This is a genomic window from Mycobacteroides saopaulense, from assembly GCF_001456355.1.
In the GTDB taxonomy this organism is placed as follows: domain Bacteria; phylum Actinomycetota; class Actinomycetes; order Mycobacteriales; family Mycobacteriaceae; genus Mycobacterium; species Mycobacterium saopaulense.
Genome location: NZ_CP010271.1, coordinates 2,834,832 through 2,850,435, shown reverse-complemented (window position 1 = coordinate 2,850,435; position 15,604 = coordinate 2,834,832). Strand labels below are relative to the sequence as shown.

Below are 15,604 nucleotides of genomic sequence, written 5' to 3'. Positions count from 1 at the left end.
GGGATGAAAGGTCGCGGCAGCGACGGCCAGAAGCCCGTGCGCGACACAGTGGATAGATGAGTGGATTGTCAGACGCGTATGACGGCGTCTTTGCCGTCACGGCGACGGCTCAGCGTCGATCTATCCCGATGGTGATAAGGCGTTGTCGTCCTAAATTGTCGGGGGCGCGTGAGAATACGAAGCCCCGCGAGACCAGGAGAGTCAACAGGGCGGCACCCAGGAGCGTTGTCAGGACGAGCGCGGCGGGGACCGGGATCGAACTGGGCTGCTGACGGACCCGCGTGGCCGTCGCGTTCACCGAGCTTTTGACGTGCTCGTGCACCTCTTCGGGCAGCAGATTCGATGCTGGCGAAGTTCCAACGATTGCAGTTCGCCATCCCAGCATCTGCCCGTGCGTGCCGGGGCCGAGGAGGCAAAGGGCCGCCAGGAGAGCGATCGCGACGCCCCCCACACGCGCATATCGCTTGCGGCCCGACATGGGTATAAGAGTACCAGCGCCTGTGCGAAACGGGAGGTATCGCAGCTAGAACTGCATTTCTGAGAGGAAGCTGAGAGGTTGGCGTGACATCGGCAAATGGTTGCCAGATCCGTGATGCCGGTCACAGCTGATTGCTCGCTGTGGCGCAATCGCGCCCGCCTGCGTAGCCAAAAAACGGCTCAACCAGGAGTTGACGCCATCGCCTGGCAAATCGAACGCCCGACAGTTATTTCGTAGCTCGCGCGAACGCAGCGTGGCCTCCTGGTGAACTTGCGTCGGCGAGCAATGACGTCCCCCCCCGGGGCGGCGCCTTCGCATCGCTCCGGGCGCGGCATCGAACGGGCGTCCTGTCCGCCATCTTCGCGCCGAGGATTAGGGTGACCGCGTGACTAACATCGCGACCGGAGTGCTCGGAGCGCAGGGCAAGGTCGGCCAGGCCATGTGTCAGGCCGTCGATGCCGCGGACGATCTTGACCTGGTGGCCGCCGTCGACAAGGACGACTCGCTGGAGGTGCTCGCCGCCGCGAGCGTTGTCATCGACTTCACCCATCCCGACGTCGTCATGGACAACCTGAAATACCTGATAGCCAACGGCATCCACGCGGTCGTCGGGACCACCGGCTTCACCGACAAGCGGTTGGATCAGGTGCGGGCCTGGCTGGCCGAGAGTCCGGGAACGGGAGTGCTGATCGCCCCCAACTTCGCGATCGGCGCGGTGTTGTCTATGAAATTCGCCCAGCAGGCTGCCCGATTCTTCGAATCGGTCGAGGTCATCGAGCTGCACCACCCCAACAAGGCAGACGCCCCGTCGGGAACGGCCACACGCACCGCGCGCCTCATCGCCGAAGCGCGCAAGGGATTGCCGCCGAGCCCCGATGCCACCAGTACCGGGATCGAGGGCGCCCGGGGGGCGGATGTCGACGGGGTGCGGGTGCACGCGGTGCGTGTGGCCGGACTCGTGGCGCACCAGGAAGTGCTGTTCGGTACCACCGGTGAAACATTGACAATCCGGCACGACAGCATTGACCGGTCGTCCTTTGCGCCGGGCGTGCTGCTGGCAGTTCGCAACGTCGCCCAGCGGCCCGGCCTCACGATCGGTATCGAGCCCCTGCTGGAGTTGTAGTGTCCGCCGCCGCCCGGGTCAAAATCCTCATCGCGTTCATGTGCGCGGCGATGGTGGTGTACTTCCTGATCCTGGGAAGGATGGGTATCGCCCTGGTGCAGACCGGGAAGCCCGCGGCGATCGGTATGGGGATCGGCGTACTGATCCTTCCGTTCATCGGCCTGTGGGCCATGATCGCTACTCTGCGTGCGGGTTTCGCGCATCAGCGTCTCGCCGCGCTGGCCGCCGAGCAGGGCCGTGATCTGGATGTGAGCGCGCTGCGGACAACTCCTTCCGGGCGGGTCGACCGTGAGGACGCCGATACTCTTTTCGCGACCGTGAAGGCCGAGGTCGAGGCCGACCCCGATGATTGGGTGGGGTGGTACCGGCTGGCGCGCGCGTATGACTATGCGGGGGACCGGGGCCGGGCGCGAGAGACCATGCGTACCGCCGTGCAGATGCAGCAGGACGCCGCCAGATGACGCGCCTGCTCGTGGTGCACCACACCCCGTCGCCGGCCACCCGGGAATTGTTGGACGCGGTGTTGGCGGGCGCCAACGACCCCGATATCTCCGGAGTCGAGGTAGTGGCCCGGCCGGCGCTGGCCGCGACGATCCCCGACATGCTGGACGCCGATGGCTATCTCTTCGGCACCACCGCGAATTTCGGGTACATGTCCGGTGCGCTGAAGCATTAATTTGTCCATTACCCCACATGTAGAGGGAGGTCGAAGATGTCGCGATTGTTGATCATTCACCACACGCCGTCGCCCCACATGCAGGAGATGTTCGAGGCTGTGGTGGCTGGGGCGACCGATCCAGAAATCGAGGGTGTGGAGGTAGTGCGTCGGCCCGCACTCACTGTGTCGCCGGTTGAGATGCTAGAGGCGGATGGTTACCTTCTGGGAACGCCTGCCAACCTTGGTTACATTTCCGGGGCTCTCAAGCACGCATTTGACTGCTCGTATTACCAACTGCTCGACAGCACTGCTGGCCGACCGTTCGGAGTGTGGATGCATGGCAATGAAGGCGCGGAAGGTGCTGAGCGGGCCATCAATTCGATCACTAGCGGCTTGGGCTGGGTTCAGGCCGCAGAGACAGTTTTGGTGTCAGGCAAGCCGAGCAAGGCTGATGTCGAGGCGTGTTGGAACCTTGGCGCGACGGTCGCTGCACAGCTGATGGGCTGACAGTTTCTGCACGTCGCGGGTAACTTCTGGATGATTCCCGCGGGCTGTGCAATCGCGACGCAGCCAGGATGCGCCACGGTGAAAACTGATGAGTCACAAGCTGGCAACAAGTGCACGCCAGCTGGCTATTTCGTGTAATTATTCACAGCCAATGGGTCGAGGCGGCATACACAGGGGGAACGCGCGGTGCCGATTCCAGCTACAAGCGGGCAATACGGGACTCTCCCGACGGGTCGGCATACCGCGAGCCTGGATGAGGTCTACGAAATATTCGTGGAGAACGCGCCTTTTCGTCCACGTCGTGAGTTGATCTTCCGTGCACTTACCCTCTACGTCGATCTCGTCAGTGCCGAGTTCAGTACATGTCGGTTCTGGGTAGATGGTGGGTTCGTCACCCACAAGGCATGGGAAGAGCCAGAGGACGCGGACATCGTTGTTGTCGTACCCCCAAGTGAGCATGGCAAGGTGACGTCACCGGAGTTTCTGCCTCTCTGGACGATGCTGGGCGTGTTTCCCGACCAGCCTGGTGTCTACAGCGAAAAAGTGCATCCGATGGGAGGTCTGATCGACGGGTTCTTTCTCCCTGACGTCGCCATCATTCTGAAGCCATGGGATGAAAAGTGGTCGTCGGTGCGCGATGAGACGCACACTGTTGTTCCGGGAGTCCGCAAAGGGTACTTGGAGGTGAGTTCATAGTGGCTGTTGACCGTGAGTTTGAGCAGTCGCTCGTTGACGCACTCCGCTACAGGTCGGACGATCCCAGCTCTGATCGAGCTGTCCGGGAGTCAATTCGGATAGGCCTTGTCGGTAACGACGCCGAGCTGATCAATATCTACGAACGTGAAGTTGGTCCTGAACAAGCTGAGGTGGACTTGCATCTCGATGGCCCTGGAGTGGAGAACAACGCGGCGAACGCGCGGCAGTTCTCACTGTTTGTGAGCGGGCTAAGCGAGGCGGTCAAGGAGACGGCAAAGGCGCGCGCTGGACGCAAGAGCTATAGCGAGAACCTCTTGATTGAGGGTGCGACACCGGGATCTGTCCGGGTGGTGCTACGAGTGGCGAATCCGATCATCCCCAAAGGTCAGACGGTTGATGAAACGACGGTGGCTTCTACTGTCGATTCGGATGCCCTTCGCACGGTGGCATCGATCCTTGCCCTTGCCAGCGATCCGGATCTGGATACTCCGCTTGCCGCTGAGATTGCCGAACTGCCACCGCAAGCCCGAACGGCGCTTAAGCGGGTGGTCAATGCATCTCAGCATGGTGGTTGGGGAGTGCGTGGCACGATCCGGCAACGACAGGTAGGCGCAGCAGACCTTGAACTGACACCCGACGGAGCGACCCGGCTGCGGATTGAACTTGAGTCCGCACATGAAAAGCGGCGGACTGAGGCCCAGATCGGGACGATTGACGGTTTTCGGTGGTCCCTGGGCACTCTCTATTTCCAAAATGACACTGGGTCTAGGTTCACAGCCGGAGTGACTGAGACGCGCGTCGCACAGGCGGTCACCAGGCTGATGAACGACCCGAACCAGCGTGTGTCGGCAAGGTTCGATGTGGTCGAGTCCTATCTGCCAGGTGACAAGGCTCAATCCCGCGTTAGTCGAGTTCTGATAGACGTTCGTCCACTTGGTGACCAGACCACCATCTCAATCGAGGAGCACCCCACGATTCGCTAGCCGGGGGAGCTTAGTGCCGAGGTAGCGACTGCCACGACCATCCGCTGGAGCGAGTCCAGGTCAGTACCGAATGGCTACCGCCGGTGATCCAGACGTGCGATGCAGCAAACTCGTCGGGTAGAACGTGCAGGGGGACGTGGTCAGGGCTAAACAGCAGGTGCGCGACGAGGTCGAGACCAGGCCTGTAGACGTCGCAGGCACCTACCGCCAAATGACGTTCAGTGACGTCGCTATGGTCGCTGAGCTTGCTTAGCTTTGTCGCAATTCCCGGATCGGATAGAAGGTGTTTCAGGTCGCGGTTGAGCCCTTCTTCAGATGGAAATCCTGAAGTCGGCGGCATCTGAATGCGCACGGTACCGGGCCGTGTTGCCGAGCTGGGATAGAGGCCGATTCCGGCTGAGACGAACCACCGGACATCCTTGCTCCACCGGGCCGCTGGCATACGAGCAGGATTGTCGACCCGGTGGAGGTCGCACTCCGCCACCACAGACGGCAATCGTTGTCTCAACTGATCGAGCTTGGTTCCGAGTTTGACGATGACGGTCCAGCCGCGGGTGCTCGCGCACTCGATAACTTCGTTGCTGTCTAGCTCCTTGAACCATGCGGCGGCCCGGCGATCGCGGAATGTGGTCATCTCAACGGCACCTCGAACGCCCCGCGCAGCAGTAAAAACGTAGTCGACTGCGCGTTGACGTCCGTCGCGATCAAACGGTTCGAGTGTGACTCCATGGAGTAGTTCGACGACCCGTCGCAAGTATCTTTCGGAATCTCGCTCGCCATCGTTCATGCATCGCACCGTATCGAGGATCACGATCTACGCGGTCCCGGAAGGGCGGCAGTTAGTGACATGATTAAGACGCTCAAAGCACTTCTTCGACACCGTCTACTACCCGAGTCTGGATCACGTGGCCACGCGTCCCTACGGCCTGTGGGTGCACGGCAACAACGACACGGTGGGTGCGGCGGCTGCCGTGGACAAGATAGCTACCGGGTTGGCCCTGGAGAAGGCGGCAGACGTGCTGGAGGTGGTCGGTCCGATCGACGCATCGGTGCGCGAGCAGGCCTATAACCTTGGCGGCACGCTGGCCGCGATCTTGATGCAATGAGGAGACAGGTATGCCCGGACTTGCAGAACTTGCCCTGGGGGCCGCACCCATCGCCGGTGGCGCGCTGCTCGGTGCCGTGGCGGGCAATCTCAAACCCCCGGACATCCGGGGATTGATCGCCAAGGATCTCGATCTGCTCGACCGCATTCCCGAGGAACAGACAGAACGCCGCGCGGCGTTTCAACGCATGATCGACCAGCGGATCGATGATCTCGTGGCCACCAGCGATCGCGGCCGATCGCTACGCGAGGCCGCGCTGTCCTACGGCGGCGGCTGGCGGGACGTTCTGGTCTTCATCGGTGCCGTTCTGTTCACCGTGATCTGGTGGAACATCGAGCACACCCGAAGCAACTGGCTGATCATGTTCCTGGTCATGCTGGCCCTGACGCTGGTGGCCGGGTTTTATGCGGCACGGACGGTGTTGCGGAGCCTGCAGGGGCTGGGGGGCAGGTTGCGGCGCCAATCACCGGAATCTTCGTAGCCGCGCCGGCTGGTCATTCAGTGGCAAATTCGAATCTGTCATATTCGAGATAGTCTGTTAAATCAGGCTTCGGAAATTACGCGATGTTAATCGCGTGGAATCTCTGAATACGTGGCTTATCCACATGATGGACATACGATAACGCTCGTTTATTCGGCCACATGAAATCGGAATTTGCCTTGGACGCCACATTACGCCCGGCCGAGACCGCCGGTACGCAGCGGATGCTCTCGGCGGCAGAGTCGGAACTGAACCATCTGCGCAAGTACACGACCATTTGGTATATCGCCTGGTTGCGCGGTGATCTAGACATTGCGGCGTTAAGCGCAGCGGCAACGGTCTTGCAACACAAGCATCCCTACCTCGCCGCGCGGGTCGATCCCGTCGGCCGCCTTTTTCGGGTGACCACCGAGCCCGTGCGGGGCACTGTCGTGTCGACGCGGACAACGCCGCTCACGGATATCACGTCACTTCCAGTACTTTCGCTCGACGATGGAACTTTTGCGATTCTGGTTCATCCGCGAGAGTCCGGTAGTGCCGTCGCGGTGGGGGTGGACCATTCGATCGCGGATGCGCGCCTGAGCTATGGCTACTTCCACGAATTGTGGGAGCTCTACACCGACATCGTGGCCACGGGTGTGATTCCCGATCCTCCGCGCCAGCCCATCCCCGATGCTCCGGAGACCGCGATGGCACGCCGGGGACTTGGCCGGACGGCGCTCCCGGAGAAGCCCTGGTTCGGGCCCACATCGTGGGGCGGCCGCCAGCCGGAAGCCTCGTCCACGTCCCGCACCGTACTGGGCTGGAAGCAGCGTTTCGATCCGGAGATGTCCGCGTTGTTGCGCACGGCCGCGCGCAACCGCCACACGACCATCAACACGCTCGTCACGGGTGTGATCGCGCTCGCCGAGCGCGCCCTGATCCCCGGTGACGCCGACGAGCCGGTGAACCTGGGTTTCGAATCGTTGGTGGACTATCGCAAGCACCTGGTGCCACCTGCCGTGCTCGGCGAGATAGCCAACGGAATCATGATCGCCCGAGGTCAAGTGCTGGTTCGCGTGAACGATGACCCGGTGCGCGTGGGCGCCGAAGTGGCGCGGCAGATCAACGAGGACATCGACAGCGGATTTCTCGTGCAGAGCGTGCACCACATCGCCGACGGTGTACTCACCGGCGATCTCGGACCCTTCATCCGGATCACCAACCCCGGGGTTCTGCCGATCCCGCGCCTGCCGTCGGGTCTGGTCCTGGAAGATTTCGACGCCCAGCTGACCACGCCGCGAACCACCAGCGCGGGAACACCGCCTCCGCCGCAGGCCTCACGCTACGAGGTCTATTCGATCGGAGACGAGTTCACCATCGTCGGCAAGTTCCCTGCCGCTTCGTTGACCGAGGAACAGGTCGGCGCGCTGCGCACGGACATCGTCTCCAGGGTGCAAGCGCTTGCCCAACTCTAGAGCGGTGGTCTGCGCGGGGCGCGCTGCGTGCGGCGGGGCCCGGAATCGTCGTAGCCCCGACGTAAGCTAGCTGCGTGCCCGTTCCCACTCCTTACGAGGATCTGTTGCGTCTCGTGCTCGACCAGGGCACGCCGAAGTCCGACCGCACCGGTACCGGAACCCGCAGCGTCTTCGGCCACCAGTTGCGCTACCGCTTGGACGACGGCTTCCCGCTGATCACCACCAAGAAGGTCCACCTGAAGTCGGTGATCTACGAGCTGTTGTGGTTCCTGCGTGGTGAATCGAACGTGCGTTGGCTGCAAGAGCGCGGGGTCACGATCTGGGACGAGTGGGCCTCGGAGGCCGGCGAACTGGGGCCGGTCTATGGAGTGCAGTGGCGGTCCTGGCCCACCCCTTCCGGAGAGCACATCGATCAGATCAGTGGCGCACTGGACATGCTGCGCACCAACCCGGATTCGCGCCGAAACATCGTCTCGGCCTGGAACGTCGGCGAAATCCCGCAGATGGCGCTGCCGCCCTGTCATGCCTTCTTCCAGTTCTACGTCGCCGATGGCAAGTTGAGCTGCCAGCTGTATCAGCGCAGTGCCGACCTATTCCTCGGCGTTCCGTTCAACATCGCCAGCTATGCGCTGCTTACCCACATGATGGCGGCGCAGGCAGGACTCGGTGTCGGAGACTTCGTGTGGACCGGCGGCGACTGCCACATCTACGACAACCACGTCGAGCAGGTCACCGAACAGCTCAGCAGAGAGCCCTATCCGTATCCCAGAATCGTTCTGGCGGAGCGTGATTCAATATTCGACTACGAGTACGAAGACATCACGGTCGAGAACTATCAGCATCATCCGGCCATCAAGGCGCCTGTCGCGGTATGACGGGAACTATCGGGCTGATCTGGGCGCAGTCGCGCGACGGCATCATCGGCGCAGACGGCGCAATTCCGTGGCGACTACCGGAGGATCAGGCGCGCTTTAAGCGAATCACCATGGGGCACACGGTGATCATGGGGCGTAAGACCTGGGAATCGCTACCCACCGGTGTCCGTCCGTTGCCGGGCCGGCCCAACATCGTGTTGACGCGCGACGCGTTGTTCGAACCGGACGGCGCGTTGGCTGTGGGCTGTGCGGATGCGGCCCTGGCGGCGTCTGATGAGGCGCCATGGGTCATCGGCGGCGGGGAGATCTATCGGCTCTTCCTGCCCCTGGCCCAGCGATGTGAGGTGACGGTGGTGGAGGCTGACGTGCCGGGTGACGCCGTCGCTCCAGAGCTGGACGAGAGCTGGGTCGTCGAGGAGAACGATTGGCAGACAAGCGAGTCCGGATTGCGATATCAATTCCTGAGCTACCGGAAGGCTGACGGGTGAGACCGGTGCTGCTGCTGGCGGCCGTGGTGTTGCTGGTGCTCACCGGCTGTACTCGCGTCGTGGACGGTACCGCTTCCGCGCCTGCAGAAGCCTCGGGCTGGGGCAATAGCCAGGGCGCGGGAGTGACGGTGGGCGGTGCCGGGGATGTCGCAGCGGGCATCACCGTGTTCGTGGATTTCCAATGCCCGTTCTGTCAACAGTTCGAAGCACAATACGGCGAGGACATCACCAAATACGTCACCGAGGGGCGCCTGCAGGTGACTTATCGACCAGTGAGCTTTCTGGACCGGATTTCGGCCAGCGGCGACTACTCGTCCCGGGCTGCCGCGTCCCTGTTCCTGATCGACAAGGCGGGTGCTGCCGACGCGGTGATTCTGGGTTTCATCGGCGAGATGTTCCGTCGGCAGCCGGTCGAGGGCGTCGGGAACCTTACGAATCTTCAGATCAGCGAGATCGCCGCCGGTGCCGGCGTGACGGGTGATGTGCTGCGCGATATTTCGTCTCTGCAGGTCAGCGATGTCGATCATCAACGCACCGCGGGCAATGAGCGGCAGCTGACCGACTACGGCCTGGGCGGCGTGCCCGGCGTCGTCGACAGCTCGGGGGAGGCGGTCGACCCGTCCGATCCGGGTTGGCTGGCCCGACTCGTGGGAAACCGGTGAGTGGCTCGACGCTGAGCCTCGCGCAGGCCCGCCGGATCGCGATCGCGGCGCAGGGCTTTGCCAACGCGCCCGCGGCTTCGGTCACCCGGGCGCACCTGCGTAAGCTCATATCGAGAATTCAGGTGCTGCAACTAGATTCGGTTTCTGTGGCGGTGCGTGCCCATTATGCGCCGGTATTCAGCAGGCTCGGTCCCTACGATCGCGCTCTTCTTGACGAGGCCGCCTGGAGTCACAGTGCGCGCACACCACGGCTGCTGATCGAGTACTGGGCGCACGAGGCGGCGCTGATGTCCATCCAGGACTGGCCCCTGATGCGTTGGCGTATGCGTGAGTACCGGCACGGTCGGTGGGCGCGAAAGTTCGTCGAGGAGAATCCGCAGCTGGTTGACCAGGTTCTCGCTGCCGTGGCCGAGCTCGGGCCGTGTACCGCCGGCCAGATCGAGGCGTACCTGGAACGAGAGGCTCCGGGGCGTAAGGGCCCGTGGTGGGATCGCAGCGAGACCAAGTGGATTGCCGAGGCTCTGTTTTCCTCGGGTGAGTTGACCACCGACAAGCGCGTGAGTTTCTCACGGCATTACCAGTTGGCGCACAAGGTGATTCCCGTCGAGATCTATCAACGTGAGGTCTCCGACGAGGAGGCGGTGCTGGAGCTGGCCCGTCGCGCGGTGCGTGCACTCGGAGTGGGAACCGAGGCCGATATTCGCGACTACTTCCGGCTTTCGGCCGGGCAGATCAAGCCGGCACTGGCCACACTCGCCGGTGCCGGGGAGATCGAGACGGTGACCGTTGACGGGTGGAGTGCGCCCGCGTACCTGGCCGCCGGCCAGACGATTCCGCGGGCCGATCGGGGTACCGCACTGTTGTGTCCCTTCGATCCGCTGATTTTCTTCCGTCCAAGGGTCGAGCGGCTCTTCGATTTTCACTATCGCATCGAGATCTACACCCCGGCGCCCAAGCGGCAGTACGGCTACTACGTGTGGCCCTTTCTGCTCGATGGTCAGCTCGTCGGCAGGGTCGACCTCAAGGCCGACCGTACGGCCGGAACCCTCAATGCCGTCGGGGCGTTCGCCGAGCAGGGCCAGGATCCCTCGCGCATCGCCGGCCCGCTGGCTGAGCAGCTGACCAGCATGGCCTCTTGGCTGGGCCTTGGCGCGGTGTCCGTGGGCGCGCGGGGCGATCTGGTGAAGGCGCTGCGCAGGAGTGTGGGCTAGCGCCGCTCGGCAGCAGGGCAGCGGGCTTGAAAAGACACGGTGACCACGTCGGCGACCTTCAGCGATCCCATCGCCATGGAAAAGGGCTTGATGTCGTGGGCCCGCTGCGAGACCTCGGTGTTGAGGCTCAGTCGCAGGTCATCGCCGTCCGCGGCCACGGCAAGGTCGATCTCGGCGAGCTGCGTCACCCCGTGAATGGTCAGCGGGCCGTACATGAGGTAGCCCGCGGCGTTCCTGGTGATTTCTTCACTGTGGAACTCGATGGTGGGAAATCGCTTGGCATTCAGCGTCTTCAACGCGTTGGACCGCACGATGGATTTTTCGGGCGGGGTCAAGGGCGTCAGGCCGCCCTCACCGCTGTCCACTCGCAGCGAGTCGACGTCCACGACGAGGCTGACCGACGACGGCCGGTCGTCGGGTCCTTCGACCGAGACGGTCCAGGAGGCCATGACGATCGTGAGCCGGTGCCCCATGCGGGCCGCGCGCCCGGTGACGCCGGTGTGCAGGGTGAGGGTGCCGTTCTCGGGTCCAAGCGTCCAGGAGCTCACCGGGCCGATGGTAGGCGGCGCGCCTGGAGTTTCGGCAGAGGAGCACGGCCTCGATAGGGTGTTGCGCGTGGCTGAGATCGTGCCGCTGCGCGTGCAGCTGATTGCGAAGACCGACTTCATCGCACCTCCGGATATTGACTGGAGCACCGATGCCGACGGCGGACCGGCGCTTGTCGAGTTCGCGGGCCGGGCCTGCTACCAGAGCTGGTCCAAGCCGAACCCGCGCACCGCAACCAATGAGAGCTACCTGCGTCACGTCATCGAGGTGGGGCATCTGTCGGTGCTCGAACATGCGTCGGCGACCTTCTACATCACGGGCATTTCGCGCTCTTGCACCCATGAACTGATCCGCCATCGTCACTTCTCGTACTCACAGCTTTCCCAGCGGTTCGTCCCCGAGGCCGACTCCAACGTGGTGTTGCCGCCCGCCGTCGAGGATGACCCGGAGCTGGTAGCGCTGCTGCGCAAGGCCACCGACGCCAGTCGTGCGGCGTACGTCGAGCTGCTGGAGAAGCTGGAATCCAAGCTCGCCGACGTTCCCAACGCCGTGCTGCGGCGCAAGCAGGCGCGTCAGGCCGCCCGGTCGGTGCTGCCCAACGCCACCGAGACCAGGATTGTCGTCACCGGGAACTATCGCGCCTGGCGTCATTTCATCGCGATGCGTGCCAGCGAACACGCGGATGTGGAGATTCGGCGCCTGGCGATCGCCTGTCTGCGTCAGCTCGCCGACCTGGCTCCGTCGATCTTCGGCGACTTCGACATCGCGACGCTGGCCGACGGCACGGAGGTCGCGATCTCTCCGCTGGTCTACGAGGGATAGAACACAGCCGCCGGGGATTAATCGGTTGGTCGGGGCGAGTATTCTCGTGCCGTGACAGCAGGTGAAACAGTGGCGCGGCTCGGCACCGTGCTCACCGCGATGGTGACCCCTTTCGATGCCGACGGCGCCCTTGACGTCGACACCGCGGTCCGGCTGGCCGCGCATCTGGTGGACGCCGGGTGCGATGGTCTTGTGCTCTCCGGGACCACGGGTGAGTCTCCCGTCACCTCCGACGCCGAGAAGCTGACCCTGCTGCGCGAGGTGGTGGCCGCCGTCGGAGACCGCGCCCGCATCATCGCCGGTTCCGGCACCTACGACACCGCCCACAGCATCAAGCTCTCCCGTGAGTGCGAGGCCGCGGGCGCCGACGGTCTGCTGGTCGTCACGCCGTACTACTCGCGGCCCTCGCAGTCGGGGCTGCTGGCACATTTCACCGCGGTCGCAGATGCCGTGAACGTTCCGGTCATCCTGTACGACATTCCGCCGCGCTCGGTCATCCCGATCGACTTCCACATCATCCGTGAGCTGGCCGCACACCCGAACATCGTGGCGGTCAAGGATGCCAAGGGCGATCTGCACGGCGGTGCCCAGATCATCGCCGGTACCGACCTCGTCTACTACTCCGGTGACGATCCGCTGAACTTGCCCTGGCTCTCGGTTGGGGCGGTCGGATTCGTCAGTGTCATATCGCATTTCGTTGCCGGGCCGCTGCGCGAGCTGCTGGCCGCCTATAACGCCGGTGATGTCGAGACGGCCCGCAAGCTCAACGCCCAGGTCGCGCCGATCACCGAGGCATGCCGGCGTCTGGGAGCGGTGGGGGCCGTCAAGGCGGGTCTACGGCTGCAGGGCATCGAGGTCGGCGATCCGCGCCTGCCCAATGTTCCGCCGAGTCCGGAGCAGATCGAGGGACTGGCCGCCGATATGCGTGCCGCCGGGGTGCTGTAGGTGGCGGTAACTCCACCCGAGGATCTGCGCGCGCCGGGACCGCTCGCCGATGGTGCTCTGCGTGTCACCGCGCTCGGTGGCATCAGCGAAATCGGCCGTAACATGACGGTTTTCGAGCTACGCGGACGACTCCTCATCATCGACTGCGGCGTGCTGTTCCCCGGGCATAACGAGCCCGGGGTCGACCTGATCCTGCCCGATATCCGCCACATCGAGGATCGCCTCGACGATGTCGAGGCGCTGGTGCTCACCCACGCGCACGAAGACCACATCGGGGCCATCCCATTCTTGCTGAAGATGCGCCCGGACATCCCGGTGGTGGGCTCCGCATTCACGCTTGCACTGGTAGAGGCCAAGTGCCGGGAACATCGCATCACCCCGAGATTCGTCAAGGTCACCGAGGGAGAGCGTTCCACGCACGGCCCCTTTGAATGCGAATACTTCGCGGTCAACCACTCCATCCCGGACGCGCTGGCCATCGCGGTGCACACCGAGGCGGGAACCATTCTGCACACCGGCGACATCAAGCTTGATCCGCTGCCTCCGGATCGGCGTCCCACCGACTTACCCGGCTTGTCCGGATTGGGAGATAGGGGAGTTGACCTGTTCCTGGTCGACTCCACCAACTCCGAGGTCCCGGGCGTTGGCCCGTCGGAGAGTGAGATTGCCCCAACACTGAACCGGCTCATCGAAACCGCGCGCGGCCGCGTGATCGTGGCGTGCTTCGCCAGCAACGTGGCACGGGTGCAACAGATCATCGACGCCTCGGTCACACACGGTCGCCGGGTCGCACTCGTGGGCCGATCGATGGTGCGCAACATGGGTATTGCGCGCGAGCTGGGCTTCCTCGAGGTCGACGACCGCGATCTGATCAACGTCGAGGCGGCCAATGAGCTGGCGCCGCAGCGTGTCGTGCTGATCACCACCGGAACCCAGGGTGAGCCGATGGCCGCACTGTCACGCATGGCGCGCGGTGATCACCGCCAGATAACTCTCACCCCTGACGATTTGGTCATTCTGTCCTCATCGCTGGTGCCCGGGAACGAGGAGGCCGTCTACGGCATCATCGATTCCCTCGCGAAGGTAGGCACCAGAGTGGTGACCAACACCCATGCGCGGGTCCATGTTTCGGGGCATGCCTACGCCGGCGAACTGCTGTACCTGTACAACGCGGTGCGGCCGCGCAACGTCATGCCCGTGCACGGCACCTGGCGCCACCTGCGCGCCAACGCGGGGCTTGCGGTCAAGACCGGTGTGGACGAGGACCGGATCGTGTTGGCGGAGAACGGTGTGAGCGTCGATCTGCACAACGAGCGTGCCCGTATATCCGGGCGGGTTCCGGTGGGCAAGATGTTCGTCCACGGCCTCGTCGACGGGGATGTTTCCGATGCCACCGTCGGTGAACGTCTGGTTCTGGGCAACGGTGGATTCATCGCCGTCACCGTCGTGGTGCGCAGCAATGGACGTCCGGTCGGCAGGCCCGAGTTGTTCTCGCGTGGATTCTCAGACGACGCCAAGGCGCTCGATCCGGTCACAGAGATGGTGATCTCCGAGTTGAATTCGCTTGCCGAACAGTCGGTCACCGATACGGGTCGCATCGCGCAGTCCGTGCGGCGCGTAGTGGGCAAGTGGGTCGGCGAGACCTATCGGCGACAGCCGATGATCGTGCCGACCGTGCTCACCGTCGACTAGGTCTTTTCGGCGAGTACGGTCCGTTCCAGCTGGGTGATCGAGAGCCGGCGGCCGGCCGGTGTCAGATAGCGGTCCTGGAACTCGGGCCCGCTGACATCTTCAATCACCCGCCAGCCGTACTCGGCGAGCAGGGGCGCTACCGCACCCGGCGACAGGCCGAACATCCATACCTGGTTGCGCACTCGAAATCTTCTGTACAGCATCGAGTTTCCATACAAGTTCGAGCCGTCGATGAAATCGGGTTGGACATAGGTAAAGATGAGGCGACTGCCCGGCGCCGCCGCGCTGAGGCAGGACAGTGTCGACCGGACCGCGGGCTCGGCGATGTATTGTGTGACGCCTTCCCAGATGAAGAAGGTGCGCGCGGTCATGTCGTGACCTGCTCGGCGCAGCTTTTCGGGAAGATCGTCCTGCTGGAAATCGACGGGGACCAGATGCACCGACGCCGGTATCGCGCCCACTGCCGTGTGTATGGCGCGCCGCTTGGCGGCGGCGTTCACCGGCTGGTCGACCTCGAACACCGGGATCGGTGAGGTCCGGGCCAATCGACATCCACGGGTGTCCATGCCGGCGCCCAGATCGACAACGGAATCGAATGTGCCGGCGCAGGAGGCGATTTGGTCGTCTATATAGCGCTTGCGGCACACGAAAATTGACCAGGCGCCCTGGCCGCTCTTCTCGGCCAGCGTGATCAGCAGGTTCCGCAGCGCAGACCACGCGGTGACACGGACAAACCACCGCAGACCGGCAGGGAGGATTCGGGCCGCCAGTTCGTCGTGGACGATGCGAGACTCGGGTCGCTCGTGCTGCTCGATTGCCGCGATGGCCATGGGGCCGTACGCGGTCTGGGCTGCGGGGTTCGTCCGTGCCACTG

18 protein-coding genes and 2 pseudogenes are annotated in these 15,604 nt (G+C 63.6%); 16 read left to right on the top strand and 4 right to left on the bottom strand.

What is annotated here, in order from left to right; translation table 11 throughout:
* Positions 1 to 109: 109 nt before the first annotated feature.
* Positions 110 to 385, bottom strand: coding sequence for a hypothetical protein (locus MYCSP_RS23525; protein ID WP_070910781.1), 276 nt, complete (start codon positions 383 to 385; stop codon positions 110 to 112).
* A gap of 478 nt (positions 386 to 863) precedes the next feature.
* On the opposite strand from MYCSP_RS23525, the gene dapB reads away from it, so the two are divergent.
* The 6 genes and pseudogenes from dapB to MYCSP_RS14250 all read left to right on the top strand — a co-directional run bounded on the left by dapB (position 864) and on the right by MYCSP_RS14250 (position 4,445).
* Positions 864 to 1,601 carry a 4-hydroxy-tetrahydrodipicolinate reductase gene (dapB, locus tag MYCSP_RS14275; RefSeq protein WP_088414092.1) on the top strand — a complete coding sequence of 246 codons (738 nt, stop codon included), beginning with the start codon at positions 864 to 866 and terminating at the stop codon, positions 1,599 to 1,601.
* Positions 1,601 to 2,062 carry a hypothetical protein gene (locus tag MYCSP_RS14270; protein WP_083015720.1) on the top strand — a complete coding sequence of 154 codons (462 nt, stop codon included), beginning with the start codon at positions 1,601 to 1,603 and terminating at the stop codon, positions 2,060 to 2,062. Before dapB ends, MYCSP_RS14270 begins: the two co-directional genes overlap by 1 nt.
* Positions 2,059 to 2,274, top strand: a pseudogene (locus MYCSP_RS14265) (flavodoxin); the annotation flags it as partial. The gene MYCSP_RS14270 and the pseudogene MYCSP_RS14265, both read left to right, overlap by 4 nt.
* A 39-nt stretch (positions 2,275 to 2,313) precedes the next feature.
* Complete coding sequence (locus MYCSP_RS14260) at positions 2,314 to 2,766, top strand: flavodoxin family protein (protein WP_088414090.1); 453 nt, start codon at positions 2,314 to 2,316, stop codon at positions 2,764 to 2,766.
* 186 nt (positions 2,767 to 2,952) lie between these two features.
* Entirely contained in the window at positions 2,953 to 3,462 is a 510-nt protein-coding gene (locus MYCSP_RS14255; RefSeq protein ID WP_088414088.1) for a DUF6932 family protein, read from the top strand.
* Positions 3,462 to 4,445 (top strand): hypothetical protein, encoded by a 984-nt coding sequence (locus MYCSP_RS14250; RefSeq protein WP_088414086.1) that lies wholly within the window; start codon positions 3,462 to 3,464, stop codon positions 4,443 to 4,445. The genes MYCSP_RS14255 and MYCSP_RS14250 overlap by 1 nt, the downstream gene beginning before the upstream one ends.
* 10 nt (positions 4,446 to 4,455) lie before the next feature.
* On the opposite strand, the gene MYCSP_RS14245 is transcribed toward MYCSP_RS14250, so the two are convergent.
* On the bottom strand, positions 4,456 to 5,079 hold the full coding sequence (locus MYCSP_RS14245; RefSeq protein WP_088414084.1) for a hypothetical protein: 624 nt from the start codon (positions 5,077 to 5,079) through the stop codon (positions 4,456 to 4,458).
* A 229-nt stretch (positions 5,080 to 5,308) separates the two neighbouring features.
* Between MYCSP_RS14245 and MYCSP_RS14240 the strand changes: the two are divergent.
* The 7 genes and pseudogenes from MYCSP_RS14240 to MYCSP_RS14210 all read left to right on the top strand — a co-directional run.
* Positions 5,309 to 5,551 (top strand): annotated as a pseudogene (locus MYCSP_RS14240) (flavodoxin); the annotation flags it as partial.
* Positions 5,552 to 5,561: 10 nt separating this feature from the next.
* A complete protein-coding gene (locus tag MYCSP_RS14235; RefSeq protein ID WP_070910586.1) occupies positions 5,562 to 6,032 on the top strand; it encodes a hypothetical protein in 471 nt (156 codons plus the stop codon).
* Positions 6,033 to 6,211: 179 nt separating this feature from the next.
* Positions 6,212 to 7,489, top strand: coding sequence for a phthiocerol/phthiodiolone dimycocerosyl transferase family protein (locus MYCSP_RS14230; RefSeq protein ID WP_088415625.1), 1,278 nt, complete (start codon positions 6,212 to 6,214; stop codon positions 7,487 to 7,489).
* Between the two features lie 74 nt (positions 7,490 to 7,563).
* Complete coding sequence (locus MYCSP_RS14225; RefSeq protein WP_088414082.1) at positions 7,564 to 8,364, top strand: thymidylate synthase; 801 nt, start codon at positions 7,564 to 7,566, stop codon at positions 8,362 to 8,364.
* Positions 8,361 to 8,852: a dihydrofolate reductase gene (locus MYCSP_RS14220; RefSeq protein WP_088414080.1), complete on the top strand. Its 492-nt coding sequence runs from the start codon at positions 8,361 to 8,363 to the stop codon at positions 8,850 to 8,852. Before MYCSP_RS14225 ends, MYCSP_RS14220 begins: the two co-directional genes overlap by 4 nt.
* On the top strand, positions 8,849 to 9,514 hold the full coding sequence (locus MYCSP_RS14215; RefSeq protein ID WP_088414078.1) for a DsbA family protein: 666 nt from the start codon (positions 8,849 to 8,851) through the stop codon (positions 9,512 to 9,514). Before MYCSP_RS14220 ends, MYCSP_RS14215 begins: the two co-directional genes overlap by 4 nt.
* On the top strand, positions 9,511 to 10,725 hold the full coding sequence (locus MYCSP_RS14210; protein WP_083335868.1) for a winged helix-turn-helix domain-containing protein: 1,215 nt from the start codon (positions 9,511 to 9,513) through the stop codon (positions 10,723 to 10,725). Before MYCSP_RS14215 ends, MYCSP_RS14210 begins: the two co-directional genes overlap by 4 nt.
* On the opposite strand, the gene MYCSP_RS14205 is transcribed toward MYCSP_RS14210, so the two are convergent.
* Positions 10,722 to 11,273 (bottom strand): YceI family protein, encoded by a 552-nt coding sequence (locus MYCSP_RS14205; RefSeq protein ID WP_083015704.1) that lies wholly within the window; start codon positions 11,271 to 11,273, stop codon positions 10,722 to 10,724. The genes MYCSP_RS14210 and MYCSP_RS14205 overlap by 4 nt on opposite strands.
* A 67-nt stretch (positions 11,274 to 11,340) precedes the next feature.
* Here MYCSP_RS14205 and thyX point away from each other — a divergent pair, with 67 nt between their 5' ends.
* The 3 genes from thyX to MYCSP_RS14190 all read left to right on the top strand — a co-directional run bounded on the left by thyX (position 11,341) and on the right by MYCSP_RS14190 (position 14,730).
* On the top strand, positions 11,341 to 12,093 hold the full coding sequence (gene thyX / locus MYCSP_RS14200; protein WP_070910775.1) for an FAD-dependent thymidylate synthase: 753 nt from the start codon (positions 11,341 to 11,343) through the stop codon (positions 12,091 to 12,093).
* Positions 12,094 to 12,162: 69 nt separating this feature from the next.
* The gene (gene dapA, locus MYCSP_RS14195) at positions 12,163 to 13,038 is read left to right on the top strand and encodes a 4-hydroxy-tetrahydrodipicolinate synthase (RefSeq protein WP_083015875.1); all 876 of its coding nucleotides are present in this window, start codon (positions 12,163 to 12,165) and stop codon (positions 13,036 to 13,038) included.
* On the top strand, positions 13,039 to 14,730 hold the full coding sequence (locus MYCSP_RS14190; protein WP_083015702.1) for a ribonuclease J: 1,692 nt from the start codon (positions 13,039 to 13,041) through the stop codon (positions 14,728 to 14,730).
* Here MYCSP_RS14190 and MYCSP_RS14185 read toward each other — a convergent pair.
* The gene (locus MYCSP_RS14185) at positions 14,727 to 15,602 is read right to left on the bottom strand and encodes an SAM-dependent methyltransferase (protein WP_088414076.1); all 876 of its coding nucleotides are present in this window, start codon (positions 15,600 to 15,602) and stop codon (positions 14,727 to 14,729) included. The genes MYCSP_RS14190 and MYCSP_RS14185 overlap by 4 nt on opposite strands.
* Positions 15,603 to 15,604: the final 2 nt, after the last annotated feature.